This is a genomic window from Corynebacterium sp. AOP40-9SA-29 (genome assembly GCF_052377405.1).
Lineage (GTDB): Bacteria > Actinomycetota > Actinomycetes > Mycobacteriales > Mycobacteriaceae > Corynebacterium.
In genome coordinates this window covers 196,051-220,085 of sequence record NZ_JBQSWR010000002.1, presented here as the reverse complement: position 1 = coordinate 220,085, position 24,035 = coordinate 196,051, and the positions used below count along the sequence as shown (strand labels likewise).

General features: G+C 66.4%; 23 protein-coding genes. 2 read left to right on the top strand and 21 right to left on the bottom strand.

Annotation, left to right across the window (positions count from 1 at the left end):
• Positions 1 to 124: 124 nt before the first annotated feature.
• Complete coding sequence (gene hisS / locus ACT3SZ_RS05555; RefSeq protein ID WP_444617316.1) at positions 125 to 1,432, bottom strand: histidine--tRNA ligase; 1,308 nt, start codon at positions 1,430 to 1,432, stop codon at positions 125 to 127.
• A 31-nt stretch (positions 1,433 to 1,463) separates the two neighbouring features.
• Positions 1,464 to 2,126 carry an MBL fold metallo-hydrolase gene (locus ACT3SZ_RS05550; RefSeq protein ID WP_444617314.1) on the bottom strand — a complete coding sequence of 221 codons (663 nt, stop codon included), beginning with the start codon at positions 2,124 to 2,126 and terminating at the stop codon, positions 1,464 to 1,466.
• A gap of 144 nt (positions 2,127 to 2,270) precedes the next feature.
• Between ACT3SZ_RS05550 and ACT3SZ_RS05545 the strand changes: the two genes are divergently transcribed.
• Entirely contained in the window at positions 2,271 to 3,071 is an 801-nt protein-coding gene (locus tag ACT3SZ_RS05545) for a peptidylprolyl isomerase (protein WP_444617312.1), read from the top strand.
• A 64-nt stretch (positions 3,072 to 3,135) separates the two neighbouring features.
• On the opposite strand, the gene ACT3SZ_RS05540 is transcribed toward ACT3SZ_RS05545, so the two are convergent.
• From ACT3SZ_RS05540 to ruvC, 9 genes are all read right to left on the bottom strand, one after another.
• Complete coding sequence (locus ACT3SZ_RS05540) at positions 3,136 to 5,406, bottom strand: RelA/SpoT family protein (RefSeq protein WP_444617310.1); 2,271 nt, start codon at positions 5,404 to 5,406, stop codon at positions 3,136 to 3,138.
• A 43-nt stretch (positions 5,407 to 5,449) separates the two neighbouring features.
• Positions 5,450 to 5,992, bottom strand: a complete 543-nt coding sequence (locus ACT3SZ_RS05535; RefSeq protein WP_444617309.1) for an adenine phosphoribosyltransferase — start codon at positions 5,990 to 5,992, stop codon at positions 5,450 to 5,452.
• Entirely contained in the window at positions 5,989 to 7,860 is a 1,872-nt protein-coding gene (locus ACT3SZ_RS05530; RefSeq protein WP_444617308.1) for a hypothetical protein, read from the bottom strand. The genes ACT3SZ_RS05535 and ACT3SZ_RS05530 overlap by 4 nt, the downstream gene beginning before the upstream one ends.
• A 21-nt stretch (positions 7,861 to 7,881) precedes the next feature.
• A complete protein-coding gene (gene secF / locus ACT3SZ_RS05525; RefSeq protein ID WP_444617307.1) occupies positions 7,882 to 9,126 on the bottom strand; it encodes a protein translocase subunit SecF in 1,245 nt (414 codons plus the stop codon).
• 2 nt (positions 9,127 to 9,128) lie between these two features.
• Positions 9,129 to 11,030, bottom strand: a complete 1,902-nt coding sequence (gene secD / locus ACT3SZ_RS05520) for a protein translocase subunit SecD (protein WP_444617306.1) — start codon at positions 11,028 to 11,030, stop codon at positions 9,129 to 9,131.
• A 159-nt stretch (positions 11,031 to 11,189) separates the two neighbouring features.
• Entirely contained in the window at positions 11,190 to 11,675 is a 486-nt protein-coding gene (gene yajC, locus ACT3SZ_RS05515; protein WP_444617305.1) for a preprotein translocase subunit YajC, read from the bottom strand.
• A gap of 28 nt (positions 11,676 to 11,703) precedes the next feature.
• A complete protein-coding gene (gene ruvB, locus ACT3SZ_RS05510; protein WP_444617304.1) occupies positions 11,704 to 12,813 on the bottom strand; it encodes a Holliday junction branch migration DNA helicase RuvB in 1,110 nt (369 codons plus the stop codon).
• A gap of 29 nt (positions 12,814 to 12,842) precedes the next feature.
• Positions 12,843 to 13,478: a Holliday junction branch migration protein RuvA gene (gene ruvA, locus ACT3SZ_RS05505; RefSeq protein WP_444617302.1), complete on the bottom strand. Its 636-nt coding sequence runs from the start codon at positions 13,476 to 13,478 to the stop codon at positions 12,843 to 12,845.
• On the bottom strand, positions 13,479 to 13,985 hold the full coding sequence (gene ruvC / locus ACT3SZ_RS05500) for a crossover junction endodeoxyribonuclease RuvC (protein ID WP_444617654.1): 507 nt from the start codon (positions 13,983 to 13,985) through the stop codon (positions 13,479 to 13,481).
• Between the two features lie 193 nt (positions 13,986 to 14,178).
• On the opposite strand from ruvC, the gene ACT3SZ_RS05495 reads away from it, so the two are divergent.
• The gene (locus tag ACT3SZ_RS05495; RefSeq protein WP_444617301.1) at positions 14,179 to 14,625 is read left to right on the top strand and encodes a DUF3817 domain-containing protein; all 447 of its coding nucleotides are present in this window, start codon (positions 14,179 to 14,181) and stop codon (positions 14,623 to 14,625) included.
• Positions 14,626 to 14,644: 19 nt separating this feature from the next.
• On the opposite strand, the gene ACT3SZ_RS05490 is transcribed toward ACT3SZ_RS05495, so the two are convergent.
• The 10 genes from ACT3SZ_RS05490 to thrS all read right to left on the bottom strand — a co-directional run bounded on the left by ACT3SZ_RS05490 (position 14,645) and on the right by thrS (position 23,996).
• Complete coding sequence (locus ACT3SZ_RS05490; protein WP_444617299.1) at positions 14,645 to 15,397, bottom strand: YebC/PmpR family DNA-binding transcriptional regulator; 753 nt, start codon at positions 15,395 to 15,397, stop codon at positions 14,645 to 14,647.
• An 84-nt stretch (positions 15,398 to 15,481) separates the two neighbouring features.
• Positions 15,482 to 16,129: a pyridoxal 5'-phosphate synthase glutaminase subunit PdxT gene (gene pdxT, locus ACT3SZ_RS05485; RefSeq protein WP_444617298.1), complete on the bottom strand. Its 648-nt coding sequence runs from the start codon at positions 16,127 to 16,129 to the stop codon at positions 15,482 to 15,484.
• Complete coding sequence (locus tag ACT3SZ_RS05480; RefSeq protein WP_444617296.1) at positions 16,130 to 17,041, bottom strand: acyl-CoA thioesterase; 912 nt, start codon at positions 17,039 to 17,041, stop codon at positions 16,130 to 16,132.
• Positions 17,042 to 17,950, bottom strand: coding sequence for a pyridoxal 5'-phosphate synthase lyase subunit PdxS (pdxS, locus tag ACT3SZ_RS05475; RefSeq protein WP_444617652.1), 909 nt, complete (start codon positions 17,948 to 17,950; stop codon positions 17,042 to 17,044).
• Positions 17,951 to 18,063: 113 nt separating this feature from the next.
• Positions 18,064 to 18,540, bottom strand: coding sequence for a hypothetical protein (locus tag ACT3SZ_RS05470; protein WP_444617295.1), 477 nt, complete (start codon positions 18,538 to 18,540; stop codon positions 18,064 to 18,066).
• Positions 18,537 to 19,703 (bottom strand): glycosyltransferase family 4 protein, encoded by a 1,167-nt coding sequence (locus ACT3SZ_RS05465; protein ID WP_444617293.1) that lies wholly within the window; start codon positions 19,701 to 19,703, stop codon positions 18,537 to 18,539. Before ACT3SZ_RS05465 ends, ACT3SZ_RS05470 begins: the two co-directional genes overlap by 4 nt.
• The gene (locus ACT3SZ_RS05460; RefSeq protein ID WP_444617292.1) at positions 19,700 to 20,644 is read right to left on the bottom strand and encodes a phosphatidylinositol mannoside acyltransferase; all 945 of its coding nucleotides are present in this window, start codon (positions 20,642 to 20,644) and stop codon (positions 19,700 to 19,702) included. The genes ACT3SZ_RS05465 and ACT3SZ_RS05460 overlap by 4 nt, the downstream gene beginning before the upstream one ends.
• A complete protein-coding gene (gene pgsA, locus ACT3SZ_RS05455; protein ID WP_444617290.1) occupies positions 20,637 to 21,317 on the bottom strand; it encodes a phosphatidylinositol phosphate synthase in 681 nt (226 codons plus the stop codon). Before pgsA ends, ACT3SZ_RS05460 begins: the two co-directional genes overlap by 8 nt.
• Positions 21,318 to 21,379: 62 nt before the next feature.
• Positions 21,380 to 21,934, bottom strand: a complete 555-nt coding sequence (locus ACT3SZ_RS05450) for an HIT family protein (protein WP_444617289.1) — start codon at positions 21,932 to 21,934, stop codon at positions 21,380 to 21,382.
• Complete coding sequence (gene thrS / locus ACT3SZ_RS05445; protein ID WP_444617288.1) at positions 21,918 to 23,996, bottom strand: threonine--tRNA ligase; 2,079 nt, start codon at positions 23,994 to 23,996, stop codon at positions 21,918 to 21,920. Before thrS ends, ACT3SZ_RS05450 begins: the two co-directional genes overlap by 17 nt.
• Positions 23,997 to 24,035 lie beyond the last annotated feature (39 nt).

The following is a 24,035-nucleotide window of genomic DNA, read 5'->3' as shown; positions in this document are numbered from 1 at the left end:
AATACTCCTCTGGGCTCAGGGTGAGGTCTCTGGCCTGAATAAAACTTTCAGGATTCAGAGATAAGGCTAGCCCATCGGAGTACCTGCCACCCCCAGTTGTGGAGCGGTCGAGGTCAGAGCGTGATCAGGCAGTAAATTCTGTTAATGCCCTGGTCACAACCTGCTCCACATCTTCTACCGCAACTTCCGTCTGCTCGCGCGTCGACAGGTCGCGCAACACCACGGTGCCATCCCGGAGTTCATTCTCGCCCAGCACGAGGGCGAAGAGTGCGCCCGCGCGGTCGGCGCCCTTCATCGCGCCCTTGAGACCACGATCGCCGTAGGACATATCGGCGCTGACGCCGGCGCGGCGCAGTCGGTCGACGACCACCGCCATCCGACGCTTCGCGTCGGCACCCATCGGCACGCCGTAAACATCCACGCGGCGTCCTGTCGTCGGCGAGACACCCTCGGCCTCCAGGGCGAGCACGGTACGGTCCACGCCGAGACCGAATCCGATGCCGGAGAGGTCCTGGCCGCCCAGCTGGGCCATCAGGCCGTCGTAGCGTCCTCCCCCGCCGATGCCGGACTGCGCGCCGAGTCCGTCGTGGACGAACTCGAAGCAGGTCTTGGTGTAGTAGTCCAACCCTCGCACCAGGCGCGGATTCAGGGTGTAGGACACACCCATGTCGTCGAGGGTGCCGGTCACGGTCTCGAAGTGCTCCCGGGCGGCGTCGGACAGGTTGTCCGGCATCAGCGGGGCGTCCGCCATCATCTCGCGGACCTCCGGGCGCTTGTCGTCGAGCACGCGCAACGGGTTGATCTCCGCGCGGCGACGGGTCTCCTCGTCCAAGGGCAGGGCGAAAAGGAACTCCTGCAGCTTCGCACGGTACTGCGGGCGGCAGGTCTCGTCGCCCAGCGTGGAGAGTTCCAGGCGGAAGTCCGAGAGCCCGAGTGCGCGGTAGCAGCGGTCGGCCATGGCCACGACCTCGGCGTCCAACGTGGGGTCGTCGACGCCGATCGCCTCGACACCGACCTGCTGGAGCTGGCGGTAGCGTCCGGCCTGCGGACGCTCATAGCGGAAGAACGGGCCGGAGTAGGTCAACTTCACCGGAAGCTGGCCGCGGTCGAGGTTGTGCTCGATCACCGACCGCATCACCCCGGCGGTGCCCTCCGGACGCAGGGTCACCGAGCGGCCGCCACGGTCCTCGAAGGTGTACATCTCCTTGGAGACCACGTCCGTGGACTCCCCCACCCCGCGGGCGAACAGGGCGGTCTCCTCGAAGACCGGCAGTTCGATGTGGCCATAGCCGGACTTGTGGATGACCTCCTCGAACGTGCTGCGCACAGCATGGAACGCCGCGGATGCCGGGGGCACGTAGTCCGGCACCCCCTTGGGGCCGGCGAACGATTGGACCTGTCCGGTGGAACCGGTGCTGCTGGAGTCACTCACGGGGGTCAACTATAGCGACCCGGCCACTGGCTCACACGACCCCCTGCAGGAAGCCGTTCTGCTCCTTCTCCGTGCCCACCGTCGTCGCCGGGCCGTGACCGGGCACCACGGTGTCCTCCTCGTCGAAGATCTCCACCAGGCGGCGCAGGCTCTCGACCATCACCGCCGGCTCGGAGAACGGCAGGTCAGTGCGCCCCACCCCGCCGCGGAAGAGCACGTCACCGCCGAGGATCAGGCCCTGGCCCTCGACGTCGCCGCGGAACATCACCGAGCCCGGCGAATGCCCGGGCAGGTGGTGGGCGGTGAACTCCACCCCGCAGATGTCCAGCACGTCGCCGTCGGCGACGGGCGTGGGGACGTCCGGGGTCTCCATCGTGGCCACGTCGTGCGCCTCGCCGGACGGTCCCATCGCGTCGAGCACCTCACGCTGCAGGAAGACGTTATCCGCCGGGTGCATATAGGACGCCACGGCGTAGCTGGCCTGCACCGCCGGCAGGTCGCGCACGTGGTCGATGTGCCCGTGGGTCAGCACGATCTGCGTGATACGCAGCCCCTTCTCGGCCACGGCCTGTTCGATCAGTGCCGCGGCCCCCATCCCCGGGTCCACGACGGTGGCCTCGGCCCCGTCATGCAGGAGCAGGCAGTTCGTCTCGAACGGGCCGGTGGGCAGGACTTCCACGGTGAGCTTTGCCATGGCCGCCACCCTACCGTCCACAGATTCACAGGCGACAAGGTGGCGTGCTGCTGGAGTAAGCAGGTGCGGGGTGGAACAATGGGCAATCGATCACGACCGATCACATCCGATCACGACCATCCCCGAGGGAAAGGCCACGGAGCTTTGTCCGACAACTCCTCCCGCCGCGACGCGGCACTCAAGAATCTCGACAAGGAACTGAAGTCGAGGGCGCGGCGCGAGAAGCTGCGGCCTCTCGGCGTCACGCTGGCCACCCTGGTCGTCCTCGTCGTCCTGGTCGGCGGCATCTACATCGCCGCCACCCGCGGCGGTGACGACGACACGGAGAACGTCGCCGACGATGCGGGTACCCAGGAGTGCGCCTACACCGAGTCCGGCGACGCGTCCAAGGAGGTCTCCGTCCCCAGCGCCGATGACCTGCGAGAGGACGGCACCTCCGACGTCACCCTGGCCACCAACAAGGGCGACATCGGCGTGACCGTGGACTACGGCCAGGCCCCCTGTGCCGCCAACAGCTTCGAGCACCTGGCCTCCGAGAGCTTTTACGACGACACCGTCTGCCACCGCGTGGTCGTCAGCGACTCCATGAAGATCCTGCAGTGCGGTGACCCCTCGGGCGAGGGCTCCGGCGGCCCCGGCTACTCCTTCCCCGACGAGTACCCCGTCGTGGGCGAGGACGGCGAGGCAGTCGAGGACGATGGCCTGTACACGCGCGGCGTGCTCGCAATGGCCAACAGCGGTGAGAACACCAATGGTTCACAGTTCTTCCTCGTCGACGACGAGACCCAGCTGCCCAACGACTACACCATCTTCGGCACCATCTCCGAAGACGGGCTGAGCACCCTGGACTCCATCATCGAGGAGAATGAGGGTGCGAACGAGGACGCCGGCGGCGACGGCGCGCCTGTCGACGAGGTCCGCATCGAGAGCGCCACGGTCGCCTGACAACCAGCGTCCGGTAGGACGCACCGGCGGTGCGTCCTACTGTGTTTTCCCCGCCCGCTGCGTCCTACCCCCCGGTGGTGACGCGGTAGACGTCGTAGACGCCCTCCACGTTGCGCAACTGGTTCATCAGATAACCCAGCTGCTTGGTGTCCGACACCTCGAAGGTGAACCGACACATCGCCACCCGATCCTCCGCCACATGCGTGCTCGTGGCGATGATCGGCACCTTCTGCTCGCTGACCACACGCGTGACCTCGCTGAGCAGGCCCGTACGGTCCAGACCCTCAATCTGCAGGGTGACCACGAAGACCGCGTCGCGCACATCCGAGGCCCACGCCACGTCGATGAGACGCTCCGGCTCGGAATGCAGCTTCTCGGCGTTGGTGCAGTCCGTGCGGTGCACCGACACCCCGCCGCCCTTGGTGATGAAGCCGAAGATCTCGTCGCCGGGCACCGGGGTACAGCACTTGGCGAGCTTCGCCGAGAAATCCGAATTGCCCTGCACCAGCACTCCGGAGCCGTCACCGCGGCCGGACTGGACCTGCTGCTGCGGGGTCGTGCGACGCACCGCGGGCGCAGGAGCGACCGGCTGGTCGTCCTCGTCGGTGTCACCCTGGTAGATGTCCTGCAGCATGTGCACCACATGCCCGGCGGTGACCCCGCCCTTGCCGATGGCGTCGTAGAGGTCGTCCACGGAATCGCGGGAGAGCTGCGTGGCGACCGTGCGCAATGCGGTAGCCGTCACCAGACGCTGCAACGGGATACCCGTACGCTGCGCCTCGGCGGCCAAGGCCTCCTTGCCCTTCTCCAGGGTCTCCTCGCGGCGCTCCTTGTTGAACCAGGTGCGGATGCGGTTACGCGCCCGCGGGGAGACCACGAACTTCTCCCAGTCCTTTGACGGCCCCGCGGTGGAGTCCTTCGAGGTGAAGATCTCCACCTTGTCGCCGGTCTTCAACGGCGACTCCAGCGCGACCAACTTACCGTTGACCTTCGCGCCGATGCACCGGTGGCCGACCTCGGTGTGCACCGCGTAGGCAAAGTCCACCGGGGTGGCGTCCGTGGGCAGGGTCACCGCGTCGCCACGGGGGGTGAACACGAAGATCTGGCTTGTTGAGAGGTCATAGCGCAGCGAGTCCAGGAACTCGTTGGGGTCAGCGGCCTCCTTCTGCCAGTCCAGCAGCTGACGCATCCACGCCATCTGGTCGACCTCGGCGGCGTCGCCCTTGTGCGAGCCCTTGGTCTCCTTGTAGCGCCAGTGCGCGGCGATGCCGTACTCCGCCTGGTAGTGCATCTCGTGGGTGCGGATCTGCACCTCCAGTACCTTGGCGTCCGGCCCGATCACCGTGGTGTGCAGCGAGCGGTACACGTCGAAACGCGGCTGGGAGATGTAGTCCTTGAACCGGCCGGGCATCGGCTGATACTGCGAGTGCACCGCGCCGACGGCGGCGTAGCAGTCCCGGATCTCGTCCACGAGGATGCGGATGCCCACCAGGTCGAAGATCTCGTCGAAGTCGCGGCCGCGCACGATCATCTTCTGGTAGATCGACCAGTAGTGCTTCGGCCGGCCCACCACCTCGGCAATGATGTGCGACTCGCGCAGCGTGGACTGGATGTCGTTGATGACCTTCGCCAGGTACTGGTCGCGCTTGGGCGCACGGTCGGCGACGAGCCGGACGATCTCCTCGTACTTCTTCGGGTACAGGATCGCGAAGGACAGGTCCTCCAGCTCCCACTTGATGGTGGCCATGCCCAGGCGGTGCGCCAGCGGTGCGATGACCTCCAGGGTCTGCCGGGCCTTCTTGGCCTGCTTCTCCGGCGGCAGGAATCGCATGGTGCGCATATTGTGCAGCCGGTCAGCGACCTTGATCACCAGCACGCGCGGGTCGTGTGCCATGGCCACGATCATTTTGCGAATGGTCTCGGCCTCGGCCGCGGACCCCAGGGCGACCTTGTCCAGCTTGGTCACCCCGTCCACCAACTGGGTGACCTCCGCGCCGAAGTCGGCGGTGAGGTCGTCGAGGGAGTAGTCGGTATCCTCCACCGTGTCGTGCAGCAGCGCGGCGACCAGTGTGGTGGTGTCCATGCCGATCTCCGCGGCGATGGTCGCCACGGCCAACGGGTGGGTGATGTAGGGCTCCCCCGACTTACGCAGCACCCCGGAGTGCAGGCGTTCTGCGGTGGTGTAGGCGCGGCTGAGGATCTCGACGTCGGCCTTGGGGTGATAGCGCCGGTGCACGGCGATCAGCGGCCCCAGCACGGGGTTGATCCTGCTCTTGCCGGTGAGGCTGCGCGCGATACGCGCGGCCATCCACAGCGAGTTCTTCTCGTTCGTCATGCCTCACCGTTTCCCTACTGTGTGCAGCGTGTGAACGACAAGCCTACTGTTCGCGGGAAACCACGTACAACGGAAGGTCCCCCAAACGTTTCGCACCGTGTAGTTCCGGGACCTCCAGAGCCACGGCGACGCCGACGGTAATCGCCCCGGCTTTGTCCAGCAGGGCCCGTGCAGCAACCAGCGTGCCGCCGGTGGCGAGCACGTCATCCACGAGCAGGACGCGGCGTCCGTGCACGTCCAGGCCCTCCGAGGGAATCTCCAGGGCCGCGGTGCCGTACTCCAACGCATAGTCCTGGTGGTACACCGGTGGAGGGAGCTTGCCACCCTTGCGCAGGGCGAGCACCCCGACCCCGAGCTCCAGGGCGACCGCGGAACCGAGCAGGAAGCCGCGGGCGTCGAGGCCGGCAACGACGTCGATATCGAACTCGCGGCAGACCTCGGCCATCTCCGTGACGATGGTGCGGAAAGCCGCGCCGTCGGCGAGGACGGGTGTCAGATCCTGGAAAACGATCCCGGGCCCCGGGAAGTCCGGGACGTGTCGGGTTTTGGCCGCCAGGGCGGTCCTGGCGTCCGGGTAGTCAGTCACTGCTCGTCCTCACTGTTGTCACTGTTGTTGTCGTTGTTGCTGGTACTGGTCTCGGCTGGCGCTGTGGTGGCTGCCGTAGACGCCGGGAAGTCCGGGGAGACCCAGCGGTCCATGTTCCAGCTCATGCCGGTCTCGCCGGGGTTGTCGACCACGTTGGACAGCCCGCGGTCCACCGCCACCGAGCGCGGCTCGGCGGTCAGCGGCACGGTCGCCGTCGAGTCCGCCAGGACGTTCTCGGCGTCACGCAGCTGGCTGACCGTGGCCGTGCCCGAGGCGCCCGACGACGCCGGGAACGAGACCTGCGGGTTCTGGCCGAAGGTCGACCGGGTCTCCAGCAGGGCGTCGTAGTCGGTGCCGAGGCCGTCGAGGTCGTCGACACCCAGCGGCACCGGCACCACGGTCACGTCCGCAGCGGAGCAGGACTCGACGAGGGTGTCGACCATCGCCCGGTAGCGTGCCACGTCGGAGAAGTAGCCGACGCGCACGGTCGTCCCACCCAGGCGGTCGGTGGTCGGCGCGGTGTCGGTGTTGTTGTTGCGTGCCGCGACATCGCCGAGGTTCTCCCCCGCCTGGGCGCCGGGGGCGATCAGGCGGAACGGGGCTTCGTCGACGGTGATGCCGGACTCCGACTTCACCGCGTCGGCCACCGCACTGCGGTCCACGCAGCGGGCAAAAGCACGCCGGTTTTCCGAAGAATCGAAGATGCCGCTGTCAGACAGCGTCAGACCGTCGACACGGGTTCCCGAGCCGCGGGTCACGGCGAATCGTCCGGAAACATCATCGGCGTCGGAGAGGTCCGGGGCGCTCTCGTCGGACTCTGCCCGGATACCCTCATCGCCGGCGTCGCCGTCCTCGCTGTCCTCGCTGTCGGTCTCCTCGCTGGACGGTGCACCGGTCTCACTCGACTCGCTGGACTCACTGGTCCCACTTGTCGTCTCCGTAGCCGGCTCCGTCTCGGGAGCGACCTCGAGCCCCGCGGCGACCGGATCGGTCTCCGGCGGCACGTCGGCGACGTAGAGGCGGTAGTCCGCCGACAGCTGCTCGAAGTCCGGGCCGTCAATGCCAGCTCCGGGTCCGGACCACATCACGACCTCGTCCAGACCGGGGCGCACCCCGGTCCACTCCGGGTTCACGGTGAGCACCAGGGAACCGTCCTCCTCGCGGGAGGCCACCCGGTACGGCCCGTAGGTGGGAACCTGCGCCGGGTCGGTCTCGGCAACACGGAACGTTGCACTCCACTCCCTGCCCAGGTCGGCCAGGGACTCCTGGTCGCCGGTGTCGATGGCACCGACCACATCGTCCACCCCGGCCCGCTGCGCCACCGTGTGCGAGGGCAGTACCTCGCCCACGCTGAACAGTTCGCGGTAGCGGCTACCCATCCCCCGGTCGAATTCAATGCTGAAGTCGCGCTGTCCGGCGTCGCAGGTGAAGTCCTTGACGCGGTCGGTCAGCCCAAGGTCCGAGGAGAACAGGTCCGGGTACTTCGAGGCGACCCAGGTCAGGAGGAAGTCGTCGCAGACCACCGGGGCACCGTCGGAGTAAGTTGCCTCGTTGCTGATCCGGTAGTTGACGATATCGCCGTTATCCGCCGAGGGGGTGGCCGTGACCAGGTCGGTGTTCGGCAGCAGCCGACCGTCCGGCCCGGTGAGGTATGCACCCGGGTAGAGACGCGCGGACACCTTCGCCGCATCGGTCGCCGCCCCTTGGGTGCTCGCCGCATTGAGGGTCACGATCGGGCGTGGCAGCGCGTACCCAAACAGCGGGTCGGACGCGTCCTCGACACCGGCGTCGGAGGAGCACGCCACCATCCCGAAACTTACCGCGGCCGCGGTGAGGAGAGCCGCCGGACGGCGGATTCGATGCATCATCGTCCTGTCTTTCTTGAAAGGTTACATCCCGGGCCGCCAGGTGCGGCCCCTGTCCTGACCGGGATCGCTGTCCCCGCCGCGCGAATGCGGTGGCAACGCGACGGTGCGCCGCGGCTGCTCGTCGGCTGCCTCGGCGGCCGGAGCGTCCTGCCCTGCGTCAGACCCAACGTCCTCGCCGGACGCCTCGGCGTCGGACGCACCGGCGGGAGCAGCGCCGCGCACGGCGGCGAGTTCGCGAGCGCGGGCGACCTTGCGGTCGTGCTCGACCATCTTCTTCTGGCGGCTCTTCAGCGTCACCAGCAGCGGGGCGGAGAAGTAGATCGAACTGAAGGTACCGGCGATCACACCCACGAACTGGACCAGTGCCAGGTCCTTGAGCGTGCCGACACCCATCAGCCATACCGCCACGACCAGCAGCGAGGCGATCGGGACCACGGAGAACAGTGAGGTATTCAAGGACCTCATCACCGTCTGGTTGACCGCCAAGTTGACCTGTTCACCATAGGTGGACCGCGTCGAGCTGAACACGTCCTGCGTGTTCTCGTGGACCTTGTCGAACACGATCACCGTGTCGTACAGCGAGTACGCCAGGATCGTGAGCAGACCGATAATCGTGGCCGGAGAGACCTCGAAACCGACCAGCGAGTAGATGCCGGCGACGAAGATGCCGTCCAGCAGCAAGGTGACGATCGCGGAGATCGCCATGTCGCGCTCCATGCGGATCGTGATGTAGACGAAGACGATCGCCAGGAACACCACCATGCCGATGACCATGCGTTGGGTGACCGACTGGCCCCAGGACTCCGACACGGTGGAGTCGCTGATCGCGTCGGGGCTGGGCTGGCCGGTCTGGTCGGTGGGCTCGAACTCCTCGTAGAGCGCGACCCGTGCCTCACGGATCTGCTCATCGGACAGGCGCTCGGAAGCGACCTCGATGCTCTGACTGTTGCCGCTACCCACGGTCTGCACGGACTGCGGGGTCACACCAGTGGCGTCCTCGACGACCTCGGTGACCGAGGTCTCGGTGGCACCGTTGGACGGGGGCATCGTCAGCTTCGTGCCGCCCTCCAGGTCGATGCCGAGGGTGAATCCCTTGATCGCGATGACCAGGAAGCACAGCAGGGTCAGCAGCGCGTAGATCCAGTACCACCGGCGCCGCTTGTCGACGAAGGCGAAGTTGGCTTCGCCGTTGTAGGTCTTCTCGAAGAAGCCGGCGGGCTTGGGTGAAGGCGCGGTGGAAGACGTGGTTTCAGTCGTCGCGTTCATGCTCACTGGTCCTTTCCGTTCTCAGTGGAGGACGCAGGGCCGTCCTGTGGCTCACCGTCGGGTTCTCCGTCGGGCTCGCTTTCCGGTTCGTTGTCGGGAACCGTCGCGGGGTCGGAGGCCTCGGTTGCCTCGGTTGTCGCGGATGCTTCTGCCAGGGCCCCGACACGCCGACGCTCAGCCGAGCGGAAGGCCGAGTGCAGGCCGTTGAGCTTCGGCGAGGCGAACTTCTCCGAGCGCGACATCAGGATCACCAGCGGTGCAGTGACCAGGAAGGCGATGACCACGTCGAAGACGGTGGACAGACCCAGGGTGAAGGCGAAGCCCTTGACGTCGCCGACGGCCACGAAGTACAGGACCAGGGAGGCGACGATGGACACCACGTTGCCCGTGATGATCGTGGTCCGCGCCCTCTTCCAGGCGCGTGGCACCGCGGAACGGAAACTGTGCCCCTGTTGGATCATGTCCTTGATGCGTTCGAAGTAGACCACGAAGGAGTCCGCGGTCGTACCAATACCGATGATCAGACCGGCGATGCCGGCCAGGTCCAGGCTGTAGTCGATCCACCGGCCCAGCAGGACCAGCGCACCGTAAATCAGCAGACCCGAGGCGACCAACGAGAACACGGCGACCACGCCGAAGCCGCGGTAGTAGATCAGCGACCAGATGGCAACGAGGACCAGGCCGACCAGACCGGCGATGAGACCGGCTTGCAGTGCGGCGGTACCCATCGTCGGCGAGATCGTCTCGGCCGTACCACCCTGCTCACCGTTCTCGCCGGTGAAGCTGAGCGGCAGTGCGCCGTAGCGCAGGTTGTTGGCGAGGTCGGACGCCTCGCTCTCGGTGAAGTCACCGGTGATCTCGGAGTCACGACCAGGAGGCGTCGGCGACTGCATCGTCGGTGCGGAGAGCACCTGGCTGTCGAGGGTGATGGCGACCTGCTGCTGGGCGTACTCCTGCCCGATGCGCTGCCAGGTCTCGCCACCGGGAGTGGCGTCGCCGGTCTTGAACCGGAAGGTGATCTTGATCTGGCCGGTCTCGGAGTCCAGGCCGCCGAAGATCTGGGAGTCGGTGTCGATCATGTCACCGGTCAGGCGGGTTCCGTTCTCCTCGTCCTCCTGCCCGATGAGCAGCGGAGCCGGTTCCAGCAGAATCGGCTGACCCTCGCTGCAGCTGACCAACGGCTTGGACGCATCATCGGCACCGGCGAGCGGGTCGACACCGTCCGAGCAGGTCATCAGGAAGGACGCGGCGATCTGGGTGTTGGTGTCTTCGGACTGGCGGTCCTCACGCATCACCTCGGTGGTCTCCTGGCGCCGGTCGGCCTCCTCAATGGAGTTGGCCGGCTCGGCCGGTTCCTGCGCGGTGACAGTCGGGGTGTCCTCCGGGGTCTCCATGCCCATCTGCTCGACGGTCGCCATGGCGTCCTCGAGCTTCTGGTCCGCCTCCTCGGCGGTGAGGATGCCGGTCTCCACCCAACGGTCCGCCATCTCGGTGAGGACGTCGTTAAGACCGTCCTCGGGCATACCGCCCTGCATCACCGGACGGAAGAGCATCTGGGAGGTCTGGCCCAGGGTGCGGGCCTCGGAGGAGTCCTCGCCGGGCACCGTGATGACCAGGGAGTTGCCGTCGGAGATGACCTGGGCGCCACTGACGCCCATGCCGTTGACGCGTTCCTCCAGGATCCGGCGTGCCTGACTCAGCTGGTCGCTGGTGGGGTCCTCGCCCTGGGGCACCAGGGTGACCCGGGTACCGCCCTGCAGGTCAATGCCCAGCTTCGGCGTGGGGCTCTTGTCACCGGTGAAGAATACGAGGCCGTAGATCACGACCAGGATGGCGACGAAGAGCAGAAGTGCCTGCTTAGGCCACCTTCTTGCTCTGGCGGCCGTTGAGCCCTTGGAACTCACTCGGGTTACTCCTGAAGTTTCGGGGATGTCGGCAACATGGGCATGACAAAAGAACCACCGCCATGTCGTCGACTGAGTCTAGACCCTCCGGCTGGCAACGTGGGTCATCACGGTCTCACCGGAGGGGTGTGTGGGGAAGGATTGTGGTGGCGGTAGCGGTTACGACCGAGGCGTGTCGCCGTCGTCCTTACGCTCGCTGTCGTTGAACGGGTTGTCCGTAGCCTCGTTCTGAGCCTCGTTCTGAGCCTCGTTCTGAGCCTCGTCCTGAGCCTCGTCCTTGCGGTCCTCGAAGGGCTCGACGGTGTCGAAGTCCTCGATCCCCTCGATACCTTCGACATCCTCAGCGCTCTCGACGCTGTCATCAGCGCCGACCGGCTCAACGGTCTCCTCGGTTTCCACGGCCTTGAGCACAGCGCTGCGGTCCCAGGTGGTGGTGATGCCCGGGGCAAGCTCGACGTCAACGGTGGTGGTGCCGACTTCGACGATCCGAACGTGGATACCGGAGGTCATCTGCACGATCATGCCGGGCTCCAGCTGTGACTGGAAGGACTTGATCTCATTGATCTGCTTCGACTGCTTACGCATCGACAGGACCGGCAGACCAAGGAAAACGACGACAATCAGGACAAGAAGGATAATTTCCATGCCGCCAGTCTGCCACACCGGTGTGTTGTCACCTATCGGCCGGTTGCTCAAGCCCCAGGTGGCGCCAGGCCCCTGGTGTCGCCGTTCTTCCCCGCGGCGTGCGCGAGATCATTCCCGCACGAACAAGGTACGGTTCACAGACCTCCTCGACGGTGGAGGGTTCCTCCCCTACCGCAACGGCCAGGGTGTTCACCCCGACCGGTCCGCCGTTGTGGCCGCGCACCAGGGCGTCCAGAACGGCGCGGTCGAGTCGGTCGAGACCGAGCTCATCGACATCGAAGATATGAAGTGCCGCTCGTGCAACGTCCACGGTGATCTTCCCGTCGCCCTCGACCTCGGCGTAGTCGCGCACCCGTCGCAAGAGGCGGTTGGCGATACGCGGGGTACCGCGCGACCGCGAGGCGATCTCCACCGCCGCATCCGCAGTGACGGTCACGCCGAGGATGCCGGCAGCGCGGGTGACCACCCGAGTCAGGTCGGCGGTGTCGTAGAACTCCATCTGCGCGGTGAAACCGAAGCGGTCGCGCAGCGGGCCGGTCAGCATGCCGGCACGGGTGGTCGCACCCACGAGGGTGAACTGCGGCAACTCGATCGGGATCGAGGTCGCCCCGGGGCCCTTGCCCACGATCACGTCGATGCGGAAGTCCTCCATCGCCATGTACAGCATCTCCTCCGCCGGGCGTGCCATGCGGTGGATCTCGTCGATAAACAGGACATCGCCCTCAATGAGGTTCGACAGCATCGCTGCAAGGTCGCCGGCCCGCTCCAGGGCAGGCCCGGAGGTCATGCGGACCGAGGAACCGAGTTCCTGGGCGATAATCATCGCCATGGTCGTCTTACCGAGCCCGGGAGGCCCGGCGAGCAGCACATGGTCGGGGGCAACGTTGCGAGCCTTGGCCCCGCCGAGCACCAGCTCGAGCTGACTACGGACCTTCGGCTGGCCGATGAACTCGCCCAGCGAGCGCGGGCGCAGGGACAGCTCTGCGTCTCCCTCATCAGGCTGGGGTGCCGGCGAGAGGTCCTCATTAACGCCGCCGCCGAAGGCGTTGCCGTCGCCGAAGCTGCCGCCGCCGACTCCTCCGCCGCCCGGCAATCCGCCTGACCCGGTGTCGAACTCGGTGCGTTCGATGTCACCCATCTGTTCTCCTTCTTGTACAGATACCCACGCTACCGCCGGCCACCGAGGTGAGCGAGCGCCTGGCGCAGGACGGTGGCGGTGTCAGCGGGCTTGCCGGCACCGTCGGCACCCGTTGCGCTGATCTCACGCACGGCCTTCTCCGCGTCGCGTTCGGTGAAGCCGAGCCCGGTCAGCGCTTCGACAACTTGGGCGGACACCCCGTCGACGAGCGGCTCGTCCTGCCCCACGCCAGCATCGGCCGGCGAGGCGGAGGGGGCGACGGCGTACCCGTCGAGCTTGCCCTTCAGGTCCACGGCCATACGTTCGGCCAGGCGCTTGCCGACCCCCGGGGCACGTTGCAGTGCCTTGACGTCTCCGTCTGTAACCGCGCGGGACAACTCAGCCGGGTCCAGCACCGACATCACGCCCATGGCCAGACGTGCGCCGACCCCTGACACCGACTGCAGTAGGCCGAAGACCTCGCGCGAGGCGACGTCCGGAAACGCGAAAAGTGTCTGCGAGTCCTCACGCACCACCATGGTGGTCAACACGAAGACCTCTTCCCCACGCGGCAAGGTTGCCAACGTCGGTGCTGTCGCCTGACACTGGTAGCCGACGCCGGCGCACTCGATCACCACGGAGTCGAGCCCCTTGTCGATGACAGTGCCCCTCAATGAAGCAATCACTTATGAACCTTTCGAGTCTGAGACATCTGAGACCAGGGCCTGGAACGGCGAACGCCAGCAATGGCACACCGCCAGCGCGAGGGCGTCCGCGGCATCCGCAGGCTTCGGCGGTTCGGACAACCCGAGAATGCGGGTGATCATATTGGTCATCTGGCGTTTGTCGGCCCGGCCATTGCCGGAGACTGCCTTCTTGACCTCGCTGGGAGTGTACTGGTGTACGGGCAGGTTGCGGCGGGCCGCACTGAGCATGAGCACGCCGACTGCGTGAGCGGTGTTCATCACGGTGGACACGTTCCCGCGTTCGAAAACTCGTTCAATGGCTACGACGTCCGGACGATAGTCGTCCATCCAGCTCTCGACCGCATCAGAAAGCCGGCGCAGTCGCTGAGGAAGCTCAACCTCCGCCGGGGTGCGCACCACACCCACCGCAACAGGAACCACGGAGCGCCCCTGCCCGGTGCGCACAACCGACAGGCCGCACCGCGTCAGACCAGGGTCGATGCCCATCACGAGCAACCCCTGCGTTGACGGAGTGGAGCGTAGTTGCCCTGTCACCTGCCTGCTCCTCACCATGATCGCCCGTGCACACCTTCGCGACCTGAACATAGCACACCTGTGCGAAAGATGTGGGTCTTGGCCGACTGCCCCTCCAAGTGCGGCTTATGACCAGCGCTGCAGGGTCGGGTAGCATCAGCAGCCGATGACTCCTCTGAAAATATACCGGACCACCGCAATCATCGAGGCCGTGACCTGGGGGCTGCTAATCCTCGGGATGATCCTCAAGTACACCGGCGTGACCGAGGCAGGCGTCTCCGCCGCCGGCCCGATCCACGGACTGGCCTTCCTGGCCTTCGTCGTGGTGACCATCCTGGTGTGGATGAACAACCGCTGGAGCGCCGGCCAGGGCATCCTGGGCCTGTTCTCCGCCGTTATCCCCTTCGCCACCATCCCCTTCGAAATGACCATGGCCAAGCGGGGCAGGCTGGAAGGTCCGTGGCGCACCGAAGCAGGCCCCGGCGCACCCTTCGGCGACCGGATCCTCGCGGTACTGGTGGGACGTCCCTACCTGTCCGCCGGAACCCTCGCCGTGGTCGTGTTGCTCGTCTTCGGCGGCCTGCTGGTCGTCGGCCCGCCCTTCGGCGGGTAGCGCGACGGCAGGCAGGACGTCAGGCGTCGAGTTCCGCCAGGACCTCGTCGGAGACGTCCATGTTCGTGTATACGTCCTGGACGTCGTCGGACTCCTCGAGCACATCGATGAGCCGGAAGATCTTCTTCGCGCCCTCGGCGTCCAACGGGACCTCGACGTCGGCGCGGTAGTCCGGGTCGGCGGAGTCGTATTCGATGCCGTTCTCGTCCAGCGCGCTGCGCACGTTGGTGAGGTCGGACAGGTTGGAGACGATCTCGAACTTCTCGCCGAGGTCGTTGACCTCGTCTGCGCCCGCGTCGAGCACGGCCATGAGCAGGTCGTCCTCGGTATTGTCGGCCTTGTCCAGGATCACGACACCCTTGCGCTCGAACAGGTAGGACACCGAACCGGCGTCCGCCATGTTCCCGCCGTTCTTGTTCATCGCGGTACGCACGTCCGTGGTGGCGCGGTTGCGGTTATCGGTAAGGCACTCGATGAGCACCGCGACACCGTTGGGACCGTAACCCTCGTAGACGATGGTCTCCCAGTCGGCACCGCCGGCTTCCTCACCGGAACCGCGCTTGCGGGCGCGCTCGATGTTGTCGTTGGGGACCGAAGCCTTCTTGGCCTTCTTGATCATGTCATCGAGGGTCGGGTTCGCCGACGGGTCCCCACCACCGGTGCGGGCCGCAACCTCGATGTTCTTGATCAGCTTCGCGAACTCCTTGCCGCGCTTGGCGTCATTCGCAGCTTTCTTGTGCTTCGTTGTCGCCCATTTAGAGTGGCCGCTCATCGTCTACCTGATCTCCCATTGGTCGGGTGCTTGACGAACCCATGATAGTGCACCACACCGAAACACCGGTTCACCGCACCGTGTTCACACGTGATGCGGTGCCTTCCGTGCCGCCAGCGACTCCCCCACCATCGTGAGGAAATACCGGTGCAGCCGGTCGTCGCCGGTGAGTTCCGGGTGGAAGGACAACCCCAGGACGGGGCCCTGGCGGACCGCGACGACGGCACCGTGCGCCGGGCCGCCGTCGTCGACACGGGACAGCACCTCGACGTCGTCGCCGACCCGCTCGACCCACGGCGCTCGGATGAACACCGCGTGCACCGGCTCGCCGGCAACCCCCGTAACCCCGACGACGTCGAGGTCCGTCTCGAAGGAGTCGACCTGGCGTCCAAAAGCATTACGCCGCACCGTCACGTCGAGCGCGTTGAGGCAGTGCGCGTCCGCGCGCGTGTCCAGGATCTCGCTGCCCAGCAGGATCAGGCCAGCGCAGGTGCCGAAGCAGGGCAGCCCGTCGGCGATCACGGCGCGCAAAGGCTCCAGCATCCCGCCGAGCTCCATGAGCTTGGACATCGTGGTGGACTCCCCACCGGGGAATACCAGGCCGTCGAGGCCTTCCAGCTGAGCCGGACGGCGCACCAGACGCGTGCGGGCGCCGAGCCCCTCCAGCATGCGGACATGCTCGACGACCCCGCCTTGCAGGGCGAGAACACCGATGAGTGGAGTTTCGCTCACTTACTTCCCCTGAAGGTCGGTCTTGATCGGTATGGACTGCTTTCCCTCGGCCAGGGATCGAGTCAGACCCTCCTGGGTGACCGTCGCCACCAGGTCACCCTGTTGGTTGAAGATCCGGCCGGTGGTCAGTGCTCGCCCACCGTGGGCGGACGGCGAGGACTGGTCGTAGAGCAGCCACTCGTCGGCACGGAACGGGCGCATGAACCACATCGCGTGGTCCAACGAGGCTTCCTGGACCGGCTCATCGCGGTGCGGAACCAGTGCAGAACCCAGCAGGGTCATGTCCGACATGTACGCCAGAGTGCAGATGTGGAAGGTCTCGTCGTCCGGCAAGGGCACCTTCGACTTGAACCACACCACCTGCTGGGAGGCAGCACCGGGACTCTTCTCCCACAGCTCGGGCGGGACGATGCGGATGTCCCAGTCCTCCCAGTCCTTGGCGAAGGCGCGGACCAGTGGACGATTCGAGTCCGCCTGCGGACTGATCTCCTCCGGCGGCGGCACCTTCCGGACAATGTCCGAATGCTCCGGACCCTGGTCACCGCGCACGTGGAAACTCGCCTGCATCACAAACAACGTCCGGCCGTCCTGCACGGCACGCACGGAGCGCACCCGGAAGGAGCGACCATTGCGCACTTCGTCGACGAGATACACGGTCGGACGGTCCGAGTTGCCCGGCCCCACGAAGTACCCGTGCAGCGAGTGCACCCGGTACTCCGCACCCACCGTGCGCGTGGCGGCGACGAGGGACTGCGCAGCCACCTGGCCGCCGAAGGTGCGCGAGAGCGCCGACGGGATGACCTGGCCGCGGAAAATCCCCGGCTCGATCTGCTCGAGATCCAGGACATCCGTGATCCGCGGCCGACGACCGTCGGCAGACTCGGCAGGCTGGGCTGACTGGGCGTCAGACATTCACCAGCCCCGCTCTGCAAGACGGTGCGGCTCCGGGATCTCGTCGACGTTGATGCCGACCATCGCCTCACCGAGACCGCGCGAGACCGAGGCCACCGTGGCGGCGTCCTCATAGTTGAGCGTGGCCTGCACGATCGCGCGGGCCCGCTTCTCCGGGTCGCCGGACTTGAAGATGCCCGAACCCACGAAGACGCCTTCGGCACCGAGCTGCATCATCATCGCCGCGTCCGCCGGGGTGGCGATGCCGCCGGCGGTGAACATGACCACGGGAAGCTTGCCGTTCTCGGCGACCTCGCGCACCAGCTCGTAAGGAGCCTGCAGTTCCTTGGCCGCCACGTAGAGCTCATCGGGGGCCATCGAGGTCAGGCGGTTGATCTCGCCGCGGATGGTACGCATGTGGGTGACTGCGTTCGACACATCGCCGGTGCCGGCCTCGCCCTTGGAGCGGATCATCGCTGCACCCTCGTTGATGCGGCGCAGCGCCTCGCCGAGGTTCGTCGCGCCACAGACGAAGGGCACGGTGAAACCGAACTTGTCGATGTGGTTGGCGTAGTCGGCCGGGGTCAGCACCTCGGACTCGTCGATGAAGTCCACGCCGAGGCTCTCCAACACCTGTGCCTCGACGAAGTGGCCGATCCGTGCCTTCGCCATCACCGGGATGGTGACGGCCTCGACGATGCCCTCGATCATGTCGGGGTCCGACATGCGCGACACGCCGCCCTCGGCACGGATGTCGGCGGGGACGCGCTCCAGCGCCATCACGGCGGTGGCGCCAGCGTCCTCAGCGATCTTCGCCTGCTCCGGGGTGACCACGTCCATGATCACACCCCCCTTGAGCATGTCGGCGAGACCGCGCTTCACGCGCCCGGTACCCCTGGCTGCAACGTTGTCGGCACGGTTCTGCGTCATCATGACCTCTGATTCTCGAGTGATCTCGGTAGCCTAATGGTGATCAACGGGCATTCTACCGGGCCAGACAGACCGTGCGGTCCAATGGGTGTAAATCAGGCCGAGAACGATCCCTAAGGAGTCTCGGAACTCACCGACATCGCCTCGTAGTAGGCCGGAAGGGGAGCAGATCCCGCGAGCCGGAATACCCGAATTGCCGAGCGTCCGCGCAGGTCGCGGGTGTCACCGACGGCATCATTGTAGAACCGCGCGGCCAGGTCAACCTTCACGGATGCCTCGACGAATGCCGGGTTGCCGATGTCCTCGGCGCGCAACTGCCGCAGCAGGACGTTCTCTGCGTCGGAACGCGCATCCATGTCCTCGGCGCGCAACGCCACAGACGTGGTGCGTCCGGCGGTACGCATGAGCTCCGGGTGGATCGCGGAGACCACCGCGGAACGCGACTGCAGCGCTCCTTCGAGCGCCAGGCGCGCGGCGTCGGTACGGATATGCAATCGGTTGAGCCGCGAGGCGGTCAACGACAACCACAGTCCCACCAACGCCAGGACCGCGACCGCCACGACCAGGACGAGCAACCACACCGGAATCATGACCTGCGCACCTTCCTGCCGTCGGTGACGACCGTCTCGTAGACCCGCTCGACCTGCGTGGTCACCCGGTCCCAATCGAAGTCACGGCTGCGCTCGTAACCGCGTTCGACGAGCCGGACGCGCCGATCGTCGTCGGCGAGCAGATCCTTCACCGCGCGCGCGAGGTCGCGCGCCGAGCCGTTGGAGAACAACCGTCCGGCACGACCGTGGTCGGTCACCGCGGTGAAGGCGGGAATGTCGCTGGCGACCACCGCCGCGCCCGCGGCCATGGCCTCGACCAGCACGATGCCGAAACTCTCGCCGCCGGTATTCGGCGCCACATACACGTCGGACGCTGCGAGCGCCGCTGCCTTGTCCGCCTCGCTGAGCCGGCCCAGGATGCGCACGGTGGCGCGGTCTTCCCTTGTTTCTTCGCCGCAGCCTTCCACGAAACTCACTCGCGCCTTGCGCAGCGACTGACGCAACTCCTCGGTGTCACCGCCACCCACCACGACGACCTCGACGTCCGGCGCCTCTCGCAGGATCGTCGGAAGTGCTTTGAGCAGCAAGGGGAAGCCCTTACGGGGTTCGGTGAACCGGCCGAGGAACATCACGCGCGGACGTTGCGGGTCGAGCGCGGGCATCGGGGTGGCCGCCCGGTAGGTCGCGGTGTCCACGCCGTTGGGGATGAGCACCGGGTCCCCGGAGAGCATCTCCACCTGCCAGCGACGTGCCTCCTCGGACACCGCAATACCGCCCTGGATACGCTCCAGGAAGGGACGCAGCACCGGGAGGAAAACCTTGAGGACCAAGGACTCGCTGGCTGAGGCGTGGTAGGTCGCCACGATCGGGCCGTCGGCCTTGGCCAGGGTGATCATCGAGTAGCTCGGGGAGTTCGGCTCGTGGATGTGCACCACGTCGAAGTCGTGCCGGTCGATCCAGTCACCGAGATGACGCCAGGTGGACGGCCCGAACGCCAGCCGGGCGACCGACCCGTTGTACGGAATCGGGATGGCGGCGCCGCCAAGTTCCACGAAGTCGGGAACTTCGGCGTCTTCCCCTCCCGGGCCGATCAGGCTGACCTCGTGGCCGCGGCGGATCAGTTCGGTGCACAAGTCCACCGCGTGGATCTGGACTCCGCCCGGCTCATCGAAGGAGTAGGGGCACACCATGCCGATCTTCATCGCGCGCCGTCTCCGCCGGATTCATCGGTGATGCCGAGTCGCTTGCGCCGAGATTCCGACAGGTCCGAGAACCACAGGGGCTGCAGCATGTGCCAGTCCGCCGGGGCGGAGGCGATATTGCGGGCATAGCTGTCGGCCTGCTGCTGGACGATCTCCTCCAGCGTGCCGCTGGTGTCCAACTCCTCGCTGAAGCTGGACTCCCAGCCGTCGGGGGTAAAGGACGTGTGGAAGACCATCAGCGCAGCACCGGTCTCCTGCGCCAGACGCGCCGCGCCCGCCGGCATGGACGTGCGCTCGCCGAAGAAGTCCACCTCCACTCCCTTGCCCGACAAGTCACGCTCGCCGAGCAGGCACACCACGCCGCCGGCGCGCACGACTTCGCGCAACCGCGCGAACGGCGGGGCTTCACCACCGGAGAGCGCCAGTACCTCGAAGCCAAGGGACTCGCGGAACTCCACGAAGGCTTCGAACAGGCTCTCCGGCTTCAGCCGCTCGGCGACGGTGGCGAACTGGCCGAAGTGGTCAACGAGCCACACTCCCGCCATATCCCAGTTTCCGGAATGCGGCAGACTCAGCACCGCGCCCTTGCCCCGGGCGAGCGCCGCGTCGAGACGTTCCACGTCCGCCGGGTCGAAGCCCTCGGCCACGCGTGCCGCCAGCTCCGGGCCCGCCATGCTGGGCAGCTGAAAAGCCTCGCGCCAGTAGCGCATATAGGAACGCATGGAGTCGCGCACCAGCTCGCGGGTCACGTTCTCGTCGCCGACAACCCGGCCGAGGTTCGCCCGCAACTGCTCCGGCCCCCGACCGTTGCCGGACACGCGGTCGGCGATGACGTTGAACAACCGGTCCGCCACCCCCTGCGGGAGCCGGCGCGTGAGCGCCCACCCTGCCTGGTAACCGACAGCGCTGAGCCGGTCGGTGAAGGATGCGTCCTCACTCATGTGACCTGCTCTCCTCTGTTTCTTCATAGCTCTTGGCCCCCGTCGGCGGGGCGATACGCTCGGACGCCGCGGCGGAGCGCGACACGATCACGAGACGCTCGAAGACGGTGTACACCGACCCCAGGGCCAGCAGGATCAATCCGCCGCCCAGGATGTAGGGCACCCCGAGACCGGACAGGCCCAAGGACACCAGACCGATGATGAGGCGCTCCGGGCGCTCGATGAGCCCCCCGTCCACCTTGATCTGCGAGGCCTCCGCACGCGCCTTGACGTAGGACGTCACCTGGCTGGCAATCATGATCACCAATGCCGCGGCGAACAGGCCCTTGTAGGGCTCGTGGTCGTGCTGGAAAGCCATCCACCAGGCGATCGCACCGAACAGGACGCCGTCAGTAATACGGTCGCAGGTCGCGTCCAGTGTGGCGCCGAACCTGGTGCCACCACCGAGCATCCGGGCCATCGTGCCGTCGATCATGTCGGTGGCCACCGTGATACCCAGCAGGATACCGGCGAGGAAATGGTGCCCGGTGGGGATCAACGCCACCGACAGCACGACAGCGACCGTGGTCGAGGTGATCGTCACGGTGTTGGGGGTCACGCCCCAGTTCACCAGCCGTCGGGCGATCGGTTCAATGACCACCGCCGCCGGCCGGCGTCCACGAACGCTCAACATGTCTCAGGTCTCCTTGCCGTGCTTGCTGACTTCATCTCCGCCGATATTCTCTCAGTTCCAGGTCAGTCGAGCTGTTGCCACGCCGAAGCCAACAGCTCCCTGGTCTCCCCCAGCACCTGGATCAGTACCTTCGAGCCGGACAACACGGTCATGAAACTCGTGTCGCCCTGCCAGCGGGGGACGATGTGTTGGTGCAGGTGACCAGGCACCGACCCGCCAGACGAGCGGCCCAGGTTCATGCCCACGTTCAGTGCGTCCGGCCCGGAGACCGCCCGCAACACCCGAATCGCCTTCTTCGTAAACATCGCGAACTCCACGGTCTCGGAGTCCGTGAGGTCCTCGTAGGAAGCGACCTTGCGGTACGGCAACACCATCATGTGCCCCGGATTGTACGGGTACAGGTTCAGGATGCAGAAGACCTCCGCACCGCGGGCGACGATCAGCCCATCCTCATCGGACTTATCGGGGATCGCCATGAACGGGTCATCCGGATCACCCGAGGTACCCGAGCCTCCCGAGTCACCCGAACCGTTCTTCTCGCCGATGTAGGCCGAGCGGTACGGCGCCCACAACCGCTGCAGGCCATCAGGCGACAGGTCGTCAGCTGAGCTCGCCAAGGTTGTCCCCGCTCGGCTGCTCGTTGCGCCGGCTGCGCACCCACTCGGTGATGATGCGCACCGCATCGTCCTTCGGCACACCGTTGACCTGTGTGCCGTCCAGGAAACGGAAGCTCACGGCGCCCGCCTCGACGTCGCGTCCGCCGGCCAGGAGCATGAACGGCACCTTGCCGGTGGTGTGGTTGCGGATCTTCTTCTGCATCCGGTCATCGGAGGTATCGACCGCGGCACGGATGCCCTGCGTGCGCAGCTCGGCGGTGATGTCCTCCAGGTAGTCGACGAACTCGTCGGCCACCGGGATGCCGGTCACCTGGTGCGGGGCCAGCCATGCCGGGAAGGCACCGGCATAGTGCTCCAGCAGCACGCCGAAGAACCGCTCGATCGAGCCGAAGAGCGCGCGGTGCACCATGATCGGCTGCTTCTTCGTGCCGTCGGACGCGGTGTACTCCAGGTTGAAGCGCTCCGGCATGTTGAAGTCGAGCTGCACGGTGGACATCTGCCAGGTTCGGCCGATGGCGTCGCGCGCCTGCACGGAGATCTTGGGGCCGTAGAACGCCGCACCCTCCGGATCCGGGACCAGTTCGAGGCCTGACTGCGTGGCTACGCGACGCAAGGTCTCGGTGGACCGCTCCCAGATCTCGTCGGAACCCACCGACTTCTTCGGGTCGCGGGTCGAGAGCTCGAGGTAGAAATCGTCCAGACCGTAGTCGCGCAGCAGCGAGATCACGAACTCGATGACACTGATCAACTCACCTTCGAGCTGGTCCTCGGTGCAGTAGATGTGTGCATCGTCCTGCGTGAAGCCGCGGGCGCGGGTCAGGCCGTGGATCACGCCGGACTTCTCGTAGCGGTACACCGTGCCGAACTCGAACAGACGCAGCGGAAGTTCGCGGTAAGACCGGCCGCGGGAGTCGAAAATCAGATTGTGCATCGGGCAGTTCATCGGCTTGAGGTAGTAGTCCTGCGGCTGCTTGGTGCAGTTGCCGTCCTCGTCCCACTCACCGTCGGCCTGCATCGGCGGGAACATGGCGTCCTTGTAGAACCCGAGGTGCCCGGAGCGCTCGTAGAGGTCGCCCTTGGTGATGTGCGGGGTGTTGACGAAGGAGTAGCCGGCCTCGATGTGGCGACGCCGCGAGTGCTCCTCCATCTCCAGGCGCACGATGCCGCCGTCCGGGTGGAAGACCGGCAGTCCGGAGCCCAAGTCGTCGGGGAAGCTGAACAGGTCAAGTTCCTGGCCGAGACGACGGTGGTCGCGCTTCTCCGCCTCCGCCAGCATGTGCTGGTGCTCCTCGAGGGCCTCCTTGGACTCCCACGCGGTGCCGTAGACGCGCTGCAGGCCCTCGCGGGACTGGTCGCCGCGCCAGTAGGCAGCCGAGGAACGGGTCAGCGCGAATGCCGGGATGTAGCGGGTGGTGGGAATGTGCGGTCCGCGGCACAGGTCCGACCACTCGACCTCGCTGGTACGCGGGTTGACGTTGTCGTAGGCGGTGAGTTCACCGGCGCCGACCTCGGTGGCCTCGTCGGAGTCCGGATCCACGTTGCCCTTGTCCTGGATCAGCTCGAGCTTGAACGGCTCCGCGGCGAGTTCCTCGGCAGCTGCCTCGGTGGACTCGTAGACACGGCGTTCGAAACGCTGACCGGACTTGATGATCTTCTTCATGCGCTTCTCTAGCGTCTTGAGATCCTCCGGGGTGAAGGGCTCGTCGACCTGGAAGTCGTAGTAGAAGCCGTTCTCGATGGCCGGGCCGATTCCCAGCTTGGTGCCGGGGAACTCGCGCTGGACGGCCTGAGCGAGCACGTGGGCACAGGAGTGGCGGATGACCGCGCGCCCGTCGTCGCTGTTAGCGGCGACGGCGGTGACCTCCGTGTCGGTCTCCGGCACGAAGGCGAGGTCGCGCAGGGCGCCCTCGGCGTCCTTCACGCAGACGATGGCGTCGGTGCCCTTGTTCGGCAGGTCCAGGGGTCGCATGGCCGCCCCTGCGGACTCGCCGGCGGGGACGGTGAAAGCCACGGGTGCCACGGTGGCGGCTCCTCGTTCGGCGTCCAGTGTTGATTCACTCACGGGTGCTGTGCTCCTTACACGGAAAAGATGGCGGCGGTC

Bases quoted from the DNA above. Each gene is read 5' to 3' on its own strand.
- ACT3SZ_RS05480 (WP_444617296.1), bottom strand. From the start codon at position 17,041: ATGTCTGACGCCCAGTCAGCCCAGCCTGCCGAGTCTGCCGACGGTCGT.
- pdxS (WP_444617652.1), bottom strand. From the start codon at position 17,950: ATGACGCAGAACCGTGCCGACAACGTTGCAGCCAGGGGTACCGGGCGC.
- ruvC (WP_444617654.1), bottom strand. From the start codon at position 13,985: ATGGGCATCGACCCTGGTCTGACGCGGTGCGGCCTGTCGGTTGTGCGC.
- ruvB (WP_444617304.1), bottom strand. From the start codon at position 12,813: ATGGGTGACATCGAACGCACCGAGTTCGACACCGGGTCAGGCGGATTG.
- ACT3SZ_RS05530 (WP_444617308.1), bottom strand. From the start codon at position 7,860: ATGATGCATCGAATCCGCCGTCCGGCGGCTCTCCTCACCGCGGCCGCG.
- ACT3SZ_RS05495 (WP_444617301.1), top strand. From the start codon at position 14,179: ATGACTCCTCTGAAAATATACCGGACCACCGCAATCATCGAGGCCGTG.
- secF (WP_444617307.1), bottom strand. From the start codon at position 9,126: ATGAACGCGACGACTGAAACCACGTCTTCCACCGCGCCTTCACCCAAG.
- yajC (WP_444617305.1), bottom strand. From the start codon at position 11,675: ATGGAAATTATCCTTCTTGTCCTGATTGTCGTCGTTTTCCTTGGTCTG.
- ACT3SZ_RS05465 (WP_444617293.1), bottom strand. From the start codon at position 19,703: ATGAAGATCGGCATGGTGTGCCCCTACTCCTTCGATGAGCCGGGCGGA.
- ACT3SZ_RS05550 (WP_444617314.1), bottom strand. From the start codon at position 2,126: ATGGCAAAGCTCACCGTGGAAGTCCTGCCCACCGGCCCGTTCGAGACG.
- ACT3SZ_RS05460 (WP_444617292.1), bottom strand. From the start codon at position 20,644: ATGAGTGAGGACGCATCCTTCACCGACCGGCTCAGCGCTGTCGGTTAC.
- ACT3SZ_RS05540 (WP_444617310.1), bottom strand. From the start codon at position 5,406: ATGACGAACGAGAAGAACTCGCTGTGGATGGCCGCGCGTATCGCGCGC.
- ACT3SZ_RS05490 (WP_444617299.1), bottom strand. From the start codon at position 15,397: ATGAGCGGCCACTCTAAATGGGCGACAACGAAGCACAAGAAAGCTGCG.
- pgsA (WP_444617290.1), bottom strand. From the start codon at position 21,317: ATGTTGAGCGTTCGTGGACGCCGGCCGGCGGCGGTGGTCATTGAACCG.
- ACT3SZ_RS05470 (WP_444617295.1), bottom strand. From the start codon at position 18,540: ATGATTCCGGTGTGGTTGCTCGTCCTGGTCGTGGCGGTCGCGGTCCTG.